Source organism: Lutimaribacter saemankumensis, assembly GCF_900100005.1.
Lineage (GTDB): Bacteria > Pseudomonadota > Alphaproteobacteria > Rhodobacterales > Rhodobacteraceae > Lutimaribacter > Lutimaribacter saemankumensis.
This window is the reverse complement of record NZ_FNEB01000001.1, coordinates 521,569-537,176: the sequence shown is the minus strand read 5'-3', so window position 1 is coordinate 537,176 and position 15,608 is coordinate 521,569. Positions and strand designations below refer to the sequence as shown.

The 15,608-nt window shown below is 64.5% G+C and carries 15 protein-coding genes; 13 read left to right on the top strand and 2 right to left on the bottom strand.

Annotated elements, in window-relative coordinates; all coding sequences use genetic code 11:
- Positions 1-99: 99 nt before the first annotated feature.
- The gene (locus BLT50_RS02600) at positions 100-1,467 is read left to right on the top strand and encodes a class II 3-deoxy-7-phosphoheptulonate synthase (protein WP_090026175.1); all 1,368 of its coding nucleotides are present in this window, start codon (positions 100-102) and stop codon (positions 1,465-1,467) included.
- A 59-nt stretch (positions 1,468-1,526) separates the two neighbouring features.
- On the opposite strand, the gene BLT50_RS02595 is transcribed toward BLT50_RS02600, so the two are convergent.
- Entirely contained in the window at positions 1,527-2,210 is a 684-nt protein-coding gene (locus BLT50_RS02595; RefSeq protein WP_090026173.1) for a PAS domain-containing protein, read from the bottom strand.
- A 225-nt stretch (positions 2,211-2,435) separates the two neighbouring features.
- Here BLT50_RS02595 and BLT50_RS02590 point away from each other — a divergent pair, with 225 nt between their 5' ends.
- From BLT50_RS02590 to phoB, 11 genes are all read left to right on the top strand, one after another.
- Positions 2,436-3,314 carry a YicC/YloC family endoribonuclease gene (locus tag BLT50_RS02590; protein WP_090026171.1) on the top strand — a complete coding sequence of 293 codons (879 nt, stop codon included), beginning with the start codon at positions 2,436-2,438 and terminating at the stop codon, positions 3,312-3,314.
- Positions 3,315-3,319: 5 nt separating this feature from the next.
- A complete protein-coding gene (gene gmk / locus BLT50_RS02585; RefSeq protein ID WP_090026169.1) occupies positions 3,320-3,964 on the top strand; it encodes a guanylate kinase in 645 nt (214 codons plus the stop codon).
- A gap of 1 nt (position 3,965) precedes the next feature.
- Positions 3,966-4,487: a gamma carbonic anhydrase family protein gene (locus BLT50_RS02580; protein WP_090026167.1), complete on the top strand. Its 522-nt coding sequence runs from the start codon at positions 3,966-3,968 to the stop codon at positions 4,485-4,487.
- A gap of 127 nt (positions 4,488-4,614) precedes the next feature.
- Positions 4,615-5,799, top strand: coding sequence for a trans-sulfuration enzyme family protein (locus BLT50_RS02575; RefSeq protein ID WP_090026165.1), 1,185 nt, complete (start codon positions 4,615-4,617; stop codon positions 5,797-5,799).
- Positions 5,796-6,833: a sensor histidine kinase gene (locus BLT50_RS02570; RefSeq protein ID WP_090026163.1), complete on the top strand. Its 1,038-nt coding sequence runs from the start codon at positions 5,796-5,798 to the stop codon at positions 6,831-6,833. The genes BLT50_RS02575 and BLT50_RS02570 overlap by 4 nt, the downstream gene beginning before the upstream one ends.
- A gap of 198 nt (positions 6,834-7,031) precedes the next feature.
- Positions 7,032-8,069 carry a substrate-binding domain-containing protein gene (locus tag BLT50_RS02565; protein ID WP_090026161.1) on the top strand — a complete coding sequence of 346 codons (1,038 nt, stop codon included), beginning with the start codon at positions 7,032-7,034 and terminating at the stop codon, positions 8,067-8,069.
- Between the two features lie 72 nt (positions 8,070-8,141).
- Positions 8,142-9,605, top strand: coding sequence for a phosphate ABC transporter permease subunit PstC (pstC, locus tag BLT50_RS02560; RefSeq protein WP_090026158.1), 1,464 nt, complete (start codon positions 8,142-8,144; stop codon positions 9,603-9,605).
- Positions 9,602-10,963: a phosphate ABC transporter permease PstA gene (pstA, locus tag BLT50_RS02555; RefSeq protein ID WP_090026156.1), complete on the top strand. Its 1,362-nt coding sequence runs from the start codon at positions 9,602-9,604 to the stop codon at positions 10,961-10,963. Before pstC ends, pstA begins: the two co-directional genes overlap by 4 nt.
- An 18-nt stretch (positions 10,964-10,981) precedes the next feature.
- Positions 10,982-11,779, top strand: coding sequence for a phosphate ABC transporter ATP-binding protein PstB (pstB, locus tag BLT50_RS02550; protein WP_090026154.1), 798 nt, complete (start codon positions 10,982-10,984; stop codon positions 11,777-11,779).
- A 13-nt stretch (positions 11,780-11,792) separates the two neighbouring features.
- On the top strand, positions 11,793-12,521 hold the full coding sequence (gene phoU / locus BLT50_RS02545) for a phosphate signaling complex protein PhoU (protein WP_090026152.1): 729 nt from the start codon (positions 11,793-11,795) through the stop codon (positions 12,519-12,521).
- 6 nt (positions 12,522-12,527) lie between these two features.
- A complete protein-coding gene (gene phoB, locus BLT50_RS02540; protein ID WP_090026150.1) occupies positions 12,528-13,217 on the top strand; it encodes a phosphate regulon transcriptional regulator PhoB in 690 nt (229 codons plus the stop codon).
- A 117-nt stretch (positions 13,218-13,334) separates the two neighbouring features.
- Here phoB and BLT50_RS02535 read toward each other — a convergent pair whose 3' ends face one another.
- On the bottom strand, positions 13,335-14,246 hold the full coding sequence (locus BLT50_RS02535; protein WP_090027020.1) for a LysR family transcriptional regulator: 912 nt from the start codon (positions 14,244-14,246) through the stop codon (positions 13,335-13,337).
- Positions 14,247-14,350: 104 nt separating this feature from the next.
- Between BLT50_RS02535 and BLT50_RS02530 the strand changes: the two genes are divergently transcribed.
- Positions 14,351-15,574, top strand: a complete 1,224-nt coding sequence (locus tag BLT50_RS02530) for an acyl-CoA dehydrogenase (RefSeq protein ID WP_175491372.1) — start codon at positions 14,351-14,353, stop codon at positions 15,572-15,574.
- Positions 15,575-15,608: the final 34 nt, after the last annotated feature.

The window sequence follows — 15,608 nt, the reverse complement described above, 5'->3', positions numbered from 1 at the left end:
ACGGAATCGTCAGGTGGCGTCGTGATTCTTATATGGTCACCGGCCCGTGGCTTTTGTATAGAGGCCACTCACGCAGAACTTGCATACCGGAGAAGTCAGATGAGCGAGTGGCAAAAGACCGATTGGCGCAAGAAGCCGCGGGTTCAGATGCCCGATTACACGGATCAGGAGGCGCTGGAAACCGTCGAGGCCCAGTTGTCGAAGTATCCGCCGCTCGTTTTCGCGGGCGAGGCGCGCAAGCTCAAGCGGGCGTTGGGCGAAGCGGCACAGGGCAAGGCATTTCTGCTGCAGGGCGGCGATTGTGCCGAAGCATTCGATCAGTTCAGCGCGAACGCGATCCGCGACACGTTCAAGGTGATGCTGCAGATGGCGATGGTGCTGACCTATGGCGCCAAGGTTCCCGTGGTCAAGGTGGGCCGCATGGCGGGCCAGTTCGCCAAGCCGCGTTCGGCGCCGACCGAAGTGGTCGATGGCGTGGAACTGCCAAGCTATCGCGGTGACATCATCAACGAGCTTGATTTCACGCCCGAGGCCCGTATCCCCGACCCGCGCAAGATGCTGCAGGCCTACACGCAGGCGGCGGCCACGCTGAACCTGTTGCGCGCGTTCTCGACGGGTGGCTATGCCGACGTGCATCAGGTGCACCAGTGGACGCTGGGCTTTACCGAGGGCGAAAAGGCCGAGAAATACCGCGACATGGCCAACCGCATCAGCGACACGCTCGATTTCATGACGGCTGCGGGTATCACGTCCGATCAGAACCATGCGCTGCAGACGGTGGATTTCTACACCAGCCACGAGGCGCTGCTGCTGGAATACGAAGAGGCGCTGACGCGGCTCGATTCCACCAGCGGCAAGTGGCTGGCCGGGTCTGGCCACATGGTCTGGATCGGCGACCGCACGCGCCAGCCCGACGGTGCGCATGTGGAATTCTGCCGGGGTGTGCTGAACCCGATCGGTTTGAAGTGCGGCCCGAGCATGACCGCCGAAGACCTCAAGGTGCTGATGGCCAAGCTGAACCCGGACAACGAAAACGGCCGGCTGACGCTGATCGCACGGTTCGGTGCCGGCAACGTGGCCGAGCATCTGCCGCGACTGGTCGACACCGTGCGCAAGGAAGGCGCCAACGTGCTTTGGGTCTGCGACCCGATGCACGGCAACACGATCAAATCGGCCACCGGGTTCAAGACCCGTCCGTTCGACGCGGTCCTGCGCGAAGTGCAGGAATTCTTTGCCGTGCACCGGTCCGAAGGCACGATCCCCGGTGGCGTGCATTTCGAAATGACCGGCCAGGACGTGACCGAATGCACGGGCGGCGTCCGCGCCGTCACCGAAGAGAACCTGTCGGACCGCTATCACACCGCATGCGACCCGCGCCTGAACGCCAGCCAGTCGCTGGAACTTGCGTTCCTCGTGGCCGAAGAACTGTCGTCCCTGCGCGATGCAAGGGCCGTTGCCGCGGGCTGATCCGGCGGGCAATTCGAGCATGACAGGGGCGCCGCCACGGCGCCCCTTTTCGTTTTACTTCAGTCGCTTGTGACAAGGCGCAGATGTGCCTTGTCATGAGGCGGGCGTCGAAACGGGACGACCGGTTCGGCAAGGCCGCGGGCAGGTTGACTTGCAAGCTCAGCGGGCTGCGCGAACGCAGGGCGGATGTCCGTTGCGTCGATTGCGAAACGGCGCGGGCAGCGCCCGATCGCGCCATCGCTGACAAGGCACCCAAGGGCGCGGTTGACGGCACCGTCGTCGCCGCGCAAAGGCAGCAAGAGCGCGTGTGCCCGCAGGGCCGGCTTGCCAAGGCCGGTTTCGCCGGAAAGACGCAGGCGCAGGATGGCGGGGGTGTCGAACATTGCCGCAATGGAATTGGACAAACCCCTACGCGATGCGGGCAGAAACAACGACGAGAGTGGCATGCCTCGCATCTCCATTCCCATGAGGTCCGACAGATGTGACCCCGCCACACGCAATCGCGCCTCACCCTGGGCGATCCTTTCCGCGATGAAGGCATATTCCAGCGCCGTTTCGATCCCGCGCGGGTCGATTTGCGCCCGTTTCGGCGGAACGCCCGCGTGGCACAGCGCGTTCCAGTATGCTTCGACCTGGGACAGGCGCGGCGTCATTCCGGCATCGGTGTTCGGACGCGCCTTGTGCAGCGATGTCACCCGTGCGGTGGCAGGGTTTCGATATGCGGTATCAGGGGTGTCGGTCATCTTGAGCCTCCAGCGCCCCGTGGCGCGGTTAATCTTTGCTAAACGTAGGGCAACCGAGGTTACCGGACTGTAAACCTAAGCGATTTGAACCGATTTGCGCCATAATTCGGAGGGTTTGGTTAACCCTCGCACGGCCGGGCGGCAGGCGTTACGCTTGCCCCCGGGCGGCATTGCGCGTAGGCAACGGCTGCATTCCATGACGGGAGATCGCAGGTGATCAGATCCATGACCGCCTTCGCCGCAGCCAAGGGCGGCACATCGCAACACAGCTGGGCGTGGGAACTGCGCAGCGTGAACGCCAAGGGGCTCGATATCCGGGCGCGGATGCCCGACTGGATCGAAGGGCTCGAGGCGGCGCTGCGTGCGCGGCTGGGCAAGGCACTGGCGCGCGGGTCCGTCACGCTGAACCTGCGGGTCACGCGCGAAGAAGGTGAAGCCGGGCAATCCGTCAACGAGGCGGCGCTGGGGGCGGTCCTGTCGGCGCTGGCGCGGGTCGAAGCGCGCGCAAAGCACGAGGGCCTGTCGCTCAGCCCGACATCGGCGGCCGACATCCTGGGCCTGCGTGGCGTTCTGGAAACCTCGGCGCCCGAAGACGAGGCGGCCGGGTTGAAAGCCGCGCTGATGAAGGATTTCGAACCCGTGCTGGAGGCGTTCCTGCAGATGCGGGCCAGCGAAGGCGCGGCTTTGGCTGCAATACTGGGTGGGCAGCTCGATGAAATCGCGCGTCTGACCGCTGCGGCCACGCAGGCCGCCGAGGCGCGCCGCGGCGACATGGCCGAGGCGCTGCAGGCGTCGCTTGCGCGGGTGATGGGCGTGGCCGAGGATGCCGACCCGCAGCGCATCGCGCAGGAACTGGCGCTGATCGCGGTCAAATCGGACATCACCGAAGAGCTGGACCGCCTGCGTGCCCATGTGGACGCCGCGCGCGAATTGCTGGACACGGACGGGCCTGTGGGGCGCAAGCTGGATTTCCTGATGCAGGAGTTCAATCGCGAGGCGAATACGCTCTGCTCGAAGTCGCAGAATACCGAGTTGACGCGGATCGGGCTGGACCTGAAAACGGTGATCGACCAGATGCGCGAGCAGGTCCAGAACGTGGAGTGAAGCCGATGACGACACCGAGGCGCGGCCTACTGATCATCCTTTCGTCACCTTCGGGTGCGGGCAAATCCACCCTGTCGCGGCGCCTGCTGGAGTGGGATCCGAGCCTGAGTTTCTCGGTTTCGGCCACCACGCGCACCCCGCGCCCCGGCGAGGCGGATGGCACCGATTATCATTTCCTGAGCGAAGAGGAGTTCAAGCGCCAGGTCGCGCAGGACGGGATGCTGGAACACGCCCATGTGTTCGGCAATTTCTACGGCAGCCCGCGGGCGCCCGTCGAAGAGGCGATCAATTCCGGGCGTGACGTGTTGTTCGATATCGACTGGCAGGGCGCGCAGCAGATCGTCAATTCGGCCCTCGGGCCTCACACGCTGTCGATCTTCATCCTGCCGCCCTCGATCGCGGAGCTGCGCCGCCGCCTGATCAGCCGGGGGCAGGACACGCCCGAGGTGATCGCAAAGCGGATGCAAAAAAGCTGGGACGAGATCAGCCATTGGGGGTCGTATGACTATGTGCTGGTCAATGACGACCTGGAGCGCACATTCGCCGATCTGCAGACCATCGTCACCGCCACCCGGCTGAAACGGTTGCAGCAGCCGGGCCTGGTGGAACATGTGCGCAAGCTGCAGCAGGAATTTCAGGAGGTGGAATGACATGACGATCTATGCGCTTGACGGGGTGAGCCCCGAAATCGCCGAGGATACCTGGGTCGCGGCGGATGCGAACGTGATCGGCCGTGTCGTGCTGGAGCCGGGCGCAAGCGTCTGGTTCGGCGCCACGTTGCGCGGCGACAACGAGGAAATCCGCATCGGGGCCGGCACGAACGTGCAGGAAAACACGGTGATGCACACCGACATGGGCTTTCCGCTGCTGATCGGCGCCGGCTGCACGATCGGCCACAAGGCGATGCTGCACGGCTGCACGATCGGAGAAAACAGCCTGATCGGCATGGGGGCCACCGTGCTGAACGGGGCGAAGATCGGCCGCAATTGCCTGATCGGCGCGGGCGCGCTGGTCACTGAGGGCAAGGAAATCCCGGACAACAGCCTGGTGATGGGCAGCCCCGGCAAGGTCGTGCGCGAGCTGGACGGCAAGGCCGAAGCGATGCTGCGGGCCTCGGCTGTGCATTACCAGGATAACATGCGCCGGTTCCGCGCGGGCCTGAAACCTGTCTGATTGAATCGTGCGCGCTGGCGCGCGCGCAGGATTTGCACGGGAGTTTCCTTGCGGAAAACCCGTGCGGCCGCCTCCGGCGGGAGTATTTTCGGCAAGATGAAGTGAGTGGCGCAGAAAGGAAACGCGCATGTCCAAGGACCATAAAACCCTGATCCGCCCCGAGGGGCTTCCCGGTAGCGCAAGCTGGCCGGTGGTGACGCCGATCATGCCGTCGGTGGTCTATGCCTCGGAGACGCCCGATGCGCTGGATGCGCAATACGAGGGCCGCGTCGAGGGGTACACCTATGCCCGCGAAGGCCATCCCAACGCCGAGGTTCTGGCGCGCCGGATCGACGCGCTGGAGGGCGAGGACGGCGGGTTGGTGCTGGGCTCGGGCATGGCGGCTGTGACGGCTGTTATGCTGGGCATCCTCAAGGCCGGGGATCACGTCGTGGGCGGGGATCAGCTTTATGGACGGTCGCTGCGGCTGATGACGCAGGACTTGCCGCGGATGGGCATCACGACCACGCTTGCCGATCCCTGCGATGCCGCGGCCATCGCGGCGGCGATCCGGCCGGAAACGCGGATGATCCTGGTCGAGGTGGTTTCGAACCCCACGCTGCGTGTCGCCGACATGGAGGGGATCGCCCGGGTCGCGCGCGAGAAGGGCGTTTTGCTGGTGGTCGACAACACGTTCACCACGCCGCGCGCCTACCGGCCGTTCGATCACGGCGCGGATATCGTGATCCATTCGGTGACCAAGCTGCTTGCCGGGCATTCGGACGTGACGCTGGGATATGCAGTGGCGCGCGATGCGGGGCTGCAAAAGGCGATCTACGACTTCGCGGTGACAACGGGCATGACACCCAGCCCGTTCGATTGCTGGCTGGCCGAGCGCGGGCTTGCGACGTTCGACCTGCGGTTCGACCGCGCCGAGCAGAACGCCGCGCGGCTGGCCGATCACCTTGGCACGCTGGCCGGGGTCAAGCGGGTGCTTTACCCGATGCGCGGAGATCATCCTGACGCGGCGCGCGCCCGCGCGGTGCTGGGCAACCGGGGCTGCAACATGCTGTCGTTCGAACTGCATGGCGGGCGTGAGGCGGCCAATGCCTTTGCCGCCGCTGCCGAGGGCATCGCCTTTGCGCCCACGCTGGGGGATGTGGGCACCACGCTGTCGCATCCGGCGTCAAGCTCGCACCGGGCGCTGACGCCCGAGGCGCGCGCCGCCATCGGCATCAGCGAGGGCTTTTTCCGCGTGTCCGTGGGCCTCGAGGACAGCGATGCGCTGGCCGATGTGTTCAGCCGTGCGGTCGCGGCGGCCGAAACCGCATGAGCGATGCCGCCCAGATTGTCGCGGCGGTGCCGCATGCGGCGTTGCTGGTGTCGGGCGATGACCGCATCCTTGCCGCCAATGCGCTGAGCGCGCCGCTTTTCGGCGAGACATTGACGGGCCGGCACCTGATCACCGTGGTGCGCCAGCCGTCCGTTCTGGACGCGATCGAGAACTGCCGCCGGGCGCGCGCCGCGCAGGAAACCCGGTATCTGACCAATGACGGGCAGCAGGACGTGACCTACAAGGTCAGCTGCGCCTTTTTGGATATCGCCGGGCTGACCGGGGTGCTTGCCGTATTCGAGGATGTGACCCATCTCGAACAGGCCGGGCAGATGCGGCGGGATTTCGTCGCCAATGTCAGTCATGAGCTGCGCACGCCGCTGACCGCGCTTTTGGGCTTCATCGAAACGCTTCAGGGGCCTGCGCGTGACGACGCGGGCGCGCGTGAGCGGTTCCTTGGCATCATGGCGCGCGAGGCCGACCGGATGAACCGGCTGGTGCGCGACCTGCTGTCGCTGTCGCATGTCGAGGCTCAGGAGCGGATGCGCCCCGATGACAGGGTGGACGTCGCAGAAATCGTGCGCTCGACCCGCCGATCGCTGGCACATATGGCCGAAAAGAACGCGATCACCTTTGACGAAGACCTGCCCGAAGGGCCGGTGATGGTGCCGGGGGATGCCGACCAGTTGCGCCAGGTTCTGACCAACCTGATCGAGAATGCGATCAAGTATGGCGGTCATGGCGCGCGGGTCGGCTTGCGGCTGGACGGGCCGTCCGAGGGGCTTGGCCTGCGGGGGCCGGCCGTGCGCGTGACGGTATCGGATAGCGGGCCGGGGATCGATCCGCTTCATATTCCGCGCCTGACCGAGCGGTTCTACCGTGTGGACAGCCACCGCTCGCGCGAGATGGGCGGGACGGGGCTGGGCCTCGCTATCGTGAAGCATATCGTGAATCGCCACCGCGGACGGCTTCGAATCGAGAGCGAACCGGGGCAGGGCAGCCGGTTTTCGGTCATATTGCCGGTCGCCAGCTGAGCTGCCGTATCGCCAACGGTTCAAAAGCGGGAAAAAACAATGCCTTTGAATCAGTTGGTTAGTGTTAGTTCTTGCCAAGGCCTCCCGCTGTCATAAAACTGTTACGCAACTGTCACAAAAGGTCAGCACGCCAAGCGTAGCACGGCCCGCAAGATCATCGTGGGGATGATCGGGAAAACCCCAGACAGGAGCTTATCCATGACCCTGAAACTGACCGCCTCCGCACTGGCCATCGCCGCCGTGTCGGCCTCGGCCGCCTATGCACGCGACAATGTCCAGGTTGCCGGTTCTTCGACCGTGCTGCCCTATGCCTCGATCGTGGCAGAAGCCTTCGGTGAAAACTTCGACTTCCCGACACCAGTCGTGGAATCGGGCGGCTCGTCGGCTGGCCTCAAGCGTTTCTGCGAGGGCGTGGGCGAAAACACCATCGACATCGCCAACGCATCGCGCGCCATCCGTGAAAAGGAAATCAAGGCCTGCGCGGAAAGCGGTGTGACCGACATCATCGAAGTGCGCATCGGCTATGACGGGATCGTGTTCGCCAGCCAGCTGAACGGCCCGGCCTTTACCGCGTTCGAGCCCGCCGACCTCTACAACGCCCTGGCGCCGAAGGTGCTGAAGGACGGTGCGCTGGTCGACAACCCCTACAACACCTGGGCCGAGTTCAACGCCGACCTTCCCGACGTGGAAATCGCCGCATTCATCCCCGGCACCAAGCACGGCACGCGTGAAGTGTTCGAAGAAAAGGTCCTGGCGGTCGGCTGTGAAGTCACCGGTGCCTTCCAGGCCATGATCGACGCCGGCATGTCCGAAGACGACGCCGAAGACGCCTGCATCGCAGTACGCACCGATGGCAAGTCGGTCGACATCGACGGCGACTATACCGAAACGCTTGCGCGGATCGACTCGAACGCAAATGGCGTGGGCGTGTTCGGCCTGGCATTCTATGAAAACAACACCGACAAGCTGAAAGTGGCGACGATGTCGGATGTTGCGCCTTCGACGGAAAGCATCGCTTCGGGTGAATACCCTGTGTCGCGCCCGCTGTTCTTCTACATCAAGAAGGCTCATATCGGCGTGATCCCCGGCCTGAAGGAATATGCGGAATTCTTCGTTTCCGACGAAATCGCCGGCCCCGATGGCCCGCTGGCCGAATACGGCCTGGTGTCCGACCCCGAACTGGCCGACACCCAGGCCGTCGTGGCTGACGAAAAGACCATGGGCGGCAGCATGTAAGCCGCTGTTGCAGGGCGGCGTTCCGCCGCCCTGCGCTTCCTTTTTGGTTATTTCCCCTCAATCGGAGCCCACATGCCCGTTTTCTGGCTTGCCCTCATCGTCCTTGCGCTGGCTGCAATTGGCTACGTGACCGGACGCGCGCGCGCCCTTTCATCGGGCGGTGGCAATATCCGCAACCTTCATTCGCTGCCGGCCTATTATGGCTGGCATGTTGCGCTGATGGTGCTGGTTCCGGCCTTTGCGATCATGGTGGTGTGGCTTCTGGTGCAACCGGTCATGGTGAACGGCTCGGTTTCGGGCGGGTTGCCGGAAGGCGCTGTTGCCGAGGACACGACGCTGGATCTGGTGATGAGCGACGTCCGCCGCGTGGCCGAAGGTCTGGATGCGGCCGTGGCGTCGGGCGGCATGACCCCGGAAGAGGCGCAATCGTCGACCATCGATCTTGACGGGTTGCGCGACCGGCTGGGCGCGGTTGGCGTTGCGCTCGGGTCCGAAGTCAGCCCGGAGATCCTGAACGCCGCCCAGTCCTATCGCGGTTTGACGGCGACCGGGCGTTTCTGGATGACCCTTGTCGTCCTGCTGGCGGCCATCGGCGGGTTCGTTTTCGCCATGCGCCGCACGCGCGCCGATTTCCGGGCCCGCAACGTGGTGGAGTCGGGTATCCGGGCGCTTCTTCTCGGGGCGGCGTCGATTGCGATCCTGACGACGATCGGCATCGTGCTGAGCCTTGTTTTCAATACCATCGAGTTCTTTCGTCTTTACCCGGCAGCGGACTTCTTTTTCGGGCTGACCTGGTCGCCGAGTTTCGGCGGCGGATCGGAGCTGGGCATCCTGCCGCTTTTGTGGGGCACGTTCTACATTTCGCTGATCGCACTGGCGGTGGCCGTCCCCATCGGGCTGTTCGCAGCGATTTACCTGTCGGAATATGCCGGGCCCAAGGTGCGGGCCGTCGCAAAGCCGCTGCTCGAGGTGCTAGCCGGGATCCCGACCATCGTCTACGGCCTGTTCGCGTTGCTGACCGTCGGTCCGCTGTTGCTGGGTATCTTCGGGGACGAGGGGCTTGGCTGGATGCAGGCGGGCACGGCGGTCATGACCGCAGGCGTGGTGATGGGGATCATGCTGATCCCGTTCGTGTCTTCGCTGTCCGACGACATCATCAACGCGGTGCCGCAGGCGATGCGCGACGGGTCTTACGGGCTGGGCGCGACCAGATCGGAAACCATCCGCCAGGTGGTTCTGCCCGCGGCACTGCCGGGGATCGTGGGCGCGATCTTGCTGGCCGCCAGCCGTGCCATCGGCGAAACCATGATCGTGGTTCTGGGGGCAGGGGCCGCCGCGCGGCTGAGCCTGAACCCCTTTGACGCCATGACCACCGTCACCGCCAAGATCGTGAGCCAGCTGACCGGCGATGCCGATTTCGCCAGCCCCGAAGCGCTGGTGGCCTTCGCGCTGGGGATGACGCTGTTCATCGTGACGCTGGGGCTGAACGTCCTGGCGCTCTACATCGTGCGCAAATACCGGGAGCAGTACGAATGACCGACGCAGCCAACACGCCGGCCCCGTCCGACATGACGCCTGCAAAGGGCAGCCTTCACGTCCTGGACGCGCGCACCAAAAAGCGCAACGCCGCCGAGGCGCGGTTCAGGATCTACGGCCTTTCGGCCGTGGTGATCGGGCTTGTGTTCCTGGTGGTGCTGCTGACGACCATCTTGTCCAACGGTGTGGGCGCGTTCCAGCAAACCTTCATTTCCGCGCAGGTCTATCTGGACCCCGCAAAGCTCGACAAGAAGGGCGAGCGTGACATCGAGGACATCAAGAAGGTGTCGACCTTCGGCTACACGCCGCTGATCCAGCAGGCCCTCTTTGACAAGGTGCAGGAACTGGGCGTCGAGACGCCGCTCGACAGTGCCAAGGACATGAAGGCGCTGATCTCGGCCTCGGCCGCCGCCATCGTGCGCGACGAAGTGATCGCCAACCCCGACCTGATCGGCCAGACGGTCGAGTTCCGGCTGCTCGCGGCAAGCCGCGTTGACGGCTATCTGAAAGGCCGCGTGACCCGCGAAGCGGTGGCGCGGGATAAGAACATCGACGCCGAACATCTGGATCTTGTCGATGCGCTGCGCGAGGCGGGGGTGATCGCCAAGGGCTTCAACCTGAGCTTCATCACGGGGGCCGACGCATCCGAAAGCCGCCCGGAACAGGCGGGGCTGGGCGTATCGATGCTGGGGTCGTTCTTCATGATGCTGGTGGTTCTGGCGCTGTCGCTGCCGATTGGCGTCGCGGCCTCGATCTACCTTGAAGAATTCGCCCCCAAGAACCGCCTGACCGACATCATCGAGGTGAACATTTCCAACCTCGCGGCGGTGCCTTCCATCGTGTTCGGTATCCTGGGCCTTGCGGTGTTCATCCAGTTCATGCACCTGCCGCAATCCGCGCCGCTGGTGGGCGGGCTCGTGCTGACGCTGATGACGCTGCCCACGATCATCATCTCGACGCGCGCCTCTCTCAAGGCGGTGCCGCCCTCGATCCGCGACGCGGCGCTGGGTGTGGGTGCATCGAAGATGCAGTCGGTCTTTCATCATGTGCTGCCGCTGGCGATGCCCGGCATCCTGACCGGCACCATCATCGGGTTGGCGCAGGCGCTCGGGGAAACCGCGCCGCTGCTGCTGATCGGCATGGTGGGCTACATCGCCACCAACTATCCCGACGGGCTGGCCGGCGGTTTCGTTGATCCGAACTCGGCCATGCCAGCGCAAATCTACGAATGGGCCAAGCGCGCCGATCCCGCCTATTACGAGCGGGCGTGGGGCGGCATCATCATCCTGCTGGTGTTCCTGATGACCATGAACATCATCGCCATCCTTCTGCGCCGCCGTTTCGAGCGTCGGTGGTAAGAGACAAGGGAAATCGCTATGTACGACGCAGTCAACACGGAGCAGAGCGTGCAGCAGACAGAGACCAAGATTTCGGCCCGCAACGTGCAGGTCTATTACGGCGACACCCATGCGATCAAGGATGTCGACGTGGATATCGCCGACAAGACAGTGACCGCCTTCATCGGGCCGTCGGGCTGCGGCAAGTCGACGTTCCTGCGCTGCCTGAACCGGATGAACGACACCATCGACATCTGCCGGGTCGAGGGCCGGATCGAGCTGGACGGCGAAGACATCTATGACCCCAAGGTCGACCCGGTGCAGCTACGCGCCAAGGTGGGCATGGTGTTCCAGAAACCCAACCCGTTTCCCAAGTCGATCTACGACAACATCGCCTACGGTCCCCGGATTCACGGCATGGCCCGCAACAAGGCCGAGCTGGACGAGATCGTCGAGCGCGCCCTGCGCCGCGGTGCGATCTGGGACGAGGTCAAGGACCGTCTGGACGCCCCCGGCACGGGGCTGTCGGGCGGTCAGCAGCAGCGGCTTTGCATCGCGCGGGCCGTCGCGACCGAACCCGAGGTTCTGTTGATGGACGAACCCTGTTCGGCGCTCGACCCGATCGCGACTGCGCAGGTCGAGGAACTGATCGACGAGCTTCGGCAGAACTATTCCGTGGTGATCGTCACCCACTCGATGCAGCAGGCCGCACGCGTCAGCCAGAAAACCGCCTTCTTCCACCTGGGCAACCTGGTGGAGTTCGGCGACACCAGCCAGATCTTCACCAACCCCGAAGATCCCCGCACCGAAAGCTACATCACCGGCCGGATCGGCTGAGGGAGAAACGAAGATGCACGACAGCAAGGAACATATCGTTTCGGCCTTCGACCGCGACCTGGAGGCGATCCAGGCCAAGATCCTGAAGATGGGCGGACTGGTCGAAGAGGCGATCCTGGAGGCGGCCCGGTCGCTCGAGGAACGCGACGAGGAACTGGCCGACAAGGTCCGCAAGGGCGACCGCGCCATCGACGGGCTGGAAGAGATGATCAACGAGGACGCCGCCCGCGTCATCGCGTTGCGGGCCCCCACCGCGATCGACCTGCGCGTGGTGCTGAGCGTGATGAAGATCTCGGGCAACCTCGAACGGATCGGCGACTATGCCAAGAACATGGCCAAGCGCACCGGGGTGCTGGTGCAGATGCCGCCGATCAACGGGGCGCATTCGGCGCTGCGGCGGATGGCGCGCGAGGTGCAGCTGATGCTGAAGGATGCGCTGGACGCCTATATCCAGCGCGATGCCGAACTGGCGCAGGACGTGATCAACCGCGATGCCGATGTCGACCAGATGTACAACGCGCTGTTCCGCGAATTCCTGACCTTCATGATGGAAGATCCGCGCAACATCACCGCCTGCATGCATCTGCATTTCATCGCCAAGAACACCGAACGGATGGGCGACCACGTGACCGCCATCGCAGAGCAGACGGTGTACCTGGTGACCGGCGAGATGCCCGAGGAAAACCGCCCCAAGGTGGATTCCATGCTGGACGGTTTTGACGAGACCGAGGACGAGGGATAACCTGCCATGGCAGCCGACCAGCCCACCGTCCTGCTTGTCGAGGACGAGCCCGCGCAGCGCGAAGTGCTGGCCTATAACCTCGAGGCCGAAGGGTTCCGCGTCACCAGCGCCGACAATGGCGAGGACGCGCTGATCCTCGTGGACGAAGAGCAGCCGGATATCATCGTGCTGGACTGGATGATGCCGAACCTGTCGGGGATCGAGGTATGCCGGCGGCTGAAGCTGCGCCCCGAAACCCGTGCGGTGCCGATCATCATGCTGTCGGCGCGCTCCGAAGAGGTCGACCGCGTGCGCGGCCTTGAAACCGGGGCGGATGATTACGTGGTCAAACCCTATTCGGTGGTCGAACTGATGGCGCGGGTGCGCGCGCAACTGCGCCGCACGCGTCCGGCGGCGGCGGGGCTGCGGCTGGAATACGAGGATATCGTCCTGGATTCCGAAACTCACCGGGTGACGCGTGGGGGCGAGGCGTTGAAGCTGGGGCCGACCGAGTTCCGCCTGCTGTCGACCTTCATGGAGAAGCCCGGCCGCGTCTGGAGCCGCGAACAGTTGCTGGACCGGGTCTGGGGGCGCGACATCTATGTCGACACCCGCACCGTGGACGTGCATATCGGCCGGCTGCGCAAGGCGCTGACACGCCATGGCGGCACCGATCCCCTTCGCACTGTGCGCGGCGCGGGATACGCGCTGGGATAGGCCGTTTCGGATCGGCGATGCCGATCCGACCGGGCAGGGGGCGCTGCCCCCTCTTGGGCCGTTGGCCCAATTCACCCCCGGGATATTTCGGGAAAGAGAAAACAGCGGCGTTGCGCGTCAGCGTGGCAGCGAGTCGCCGTCTTCTGCCTGGGTGGCCATCCAGTCGCGGAAGGCGATCAGTGCCGGGCTGGCGGCGCGCGCCTTCGGCCAGACAAGGTGATAGGCGCCCGCGCTTTCCACCGCGCCGCCCCAGGCCGGGATCAGGCGGCCCGTGGCGAGATCCTGTTCCGCAAGGTAGTCGGGCAGGAGCGCGACGCCCAAGCCGTGCAGCGCGGCCTGGGTGATGGTGTTGAACTGGTCATAGACCATGCCCGACTGCCCGCGAGCGGCAATGCCGTGATGCGCGAGCCATTCGGCCCAGGCATCCGGGCGCGTCTGTATGTGCAGAAGCGGCAGCGAGAGGATGTCCTGCGCGGCCGCAAGTTCGCTGCCGGACAGCAATTCGGGGGCGCAGACCGCGATCACGCTTTCGGTGCGCAGGCGCAGCGCGTGGCAGTCCGCTGGCGGCGTTTCCCCGAAAAAGATCGCTGCGTCATAAGGTTCCGCGTCGAAGTTCACGCCACGCAGGCAGGTGGACAGGTTCACCGTCACCTCGGGGTGGCGGCGGGTGAATTCGGGCAGGCGGGGCACGAGCCATCGCATCCCGAAGGTCGGCAGGATCGCAAGGCTGACGCTGCCCGCGCCCTGGGGCGTGGCATGCAGGCGCAGGCCGGCCTGTGTGATCTGCTGCAGGGCGGCGCGCACCTCGGCCACGTAGTCGCTGGCGGCGGCGGTCAGGTGCATCCGGCGACCGCTGCGCCGGATCAATTGCACGCCAAGCTGATCCTCGAGTCCCTGCAATTGCCGGCTGACGGCGCTTTGGGTCAGGTTCAGTTCGGCCGCGGCTGCCGTGGCGCTGCCAAGCCGGTCGAGCGCCTCGAGCGCGCGGAGCGCGGCGAGCGAGGGCAGGTAGCGGCGCGGCGCAAGCATGTATTCCAAAACCTCATCTAATGATGCGGAAAACGCGATATTCATGACGGTTCACGCATGGTATTACAAGAAAAATGCATAAAGCACGCGAATAGGAGATCGACATGCTGGATGACAAACCCGCCCTGCGCGCCAAGGATATGCCCGATCTGGGCCGCTTCGACTGGGAAGACCCCTTCCGTCTGGACGATCAGCTGACCGAAGACGAGCGCATGGTGCGCGACAGCGCGCGCGCCTATTGCGCCGAGAAACTGCAGCCGCGTGTGCTGGATGCGTTCCAGGACGAAAAGACCGATCCGGCGATCTTTGCCGAGATGGGTGAGATGGGCCTGCTGGGTACAACCGTGCCCGAGGAATATGGCGGCATCGGCGCTGGTTACGTTACCTATGGTCTTGTCGCCCGCGAGGTCGAGCGCGTGGATTCGGGCTATCGCTCGATGATGTCGGTGCAGTCGAGCCTGGTGATGTACCCGATCTATGCCTATGGCTCGGAAGAGCAGCGCAAGAAATACCTGCCCAAGCTGGCGAGCGGCGAATGGATCGGCTGTTTTGGCCTGACCGAACCCGATGCCGGGTCGGACCCCGCAGGCATGAAGACCCGTGCGGTCAAGACTGATGGCGGTTATGTGCTGACCGGTTCCAAGATGTGGATTTCGAACAGCCCGATCGCGGATGTGTTCGTGGTCTGGGCCAAGTCCGAGGCGCATGGCGGCAAGATCCGCGGCTTTGTCCTGGAAAAGGGCATGAAGGGCCTGAGCGCGCCGAAGATCGAAAAGAAGATGAGCCTGCGCGCCTCGATCACCGGCGAGATCGTGATGGACGGTGTCGAAGTGGGCGAAGACGCGCTGCTGCCGCATATCGAGGGGCTGAAAGGCCCGTTCGGCTGTCTGAACCGGGCGCGCTATGGGATCAGCTGGGGCGTGATGGGCGCGGCGGAATTCTGCTGGCACGCCGCGCGCCAGTACGGTCTTGACCGCCACCAGTTCAAGCGCCCGCTGGCGCAGACCCAGCTTTACCAGAAAAAGCTGGCGGACATGCAGACCGAGATCGCCCTGGGCCTTCAGGCCAGCTTGCGTGTCGGCCGCCTGATGGACGAGGCCAACGCCGCGCCCGAGATGATTTCCATCGTCAAGCGCAACAATTGCGGCAAGGCGCTGGATATCGCGCGGATGGCGCGCGACATGCATGGCGGCAACGGCATCAGCCTGGAGTTCGGCGTGATCCGTCACGCGGTGAACCTGGAAACGGTGAACACCTACGAAGGCACCCACGACGTGCATGCCCTGATCCTGGGCCGTGCGCAGACCGGGCTGCAGGCGTTCTTCTGATCCGCGGATCATGACGTGTCAGGGCCGTCCCGTT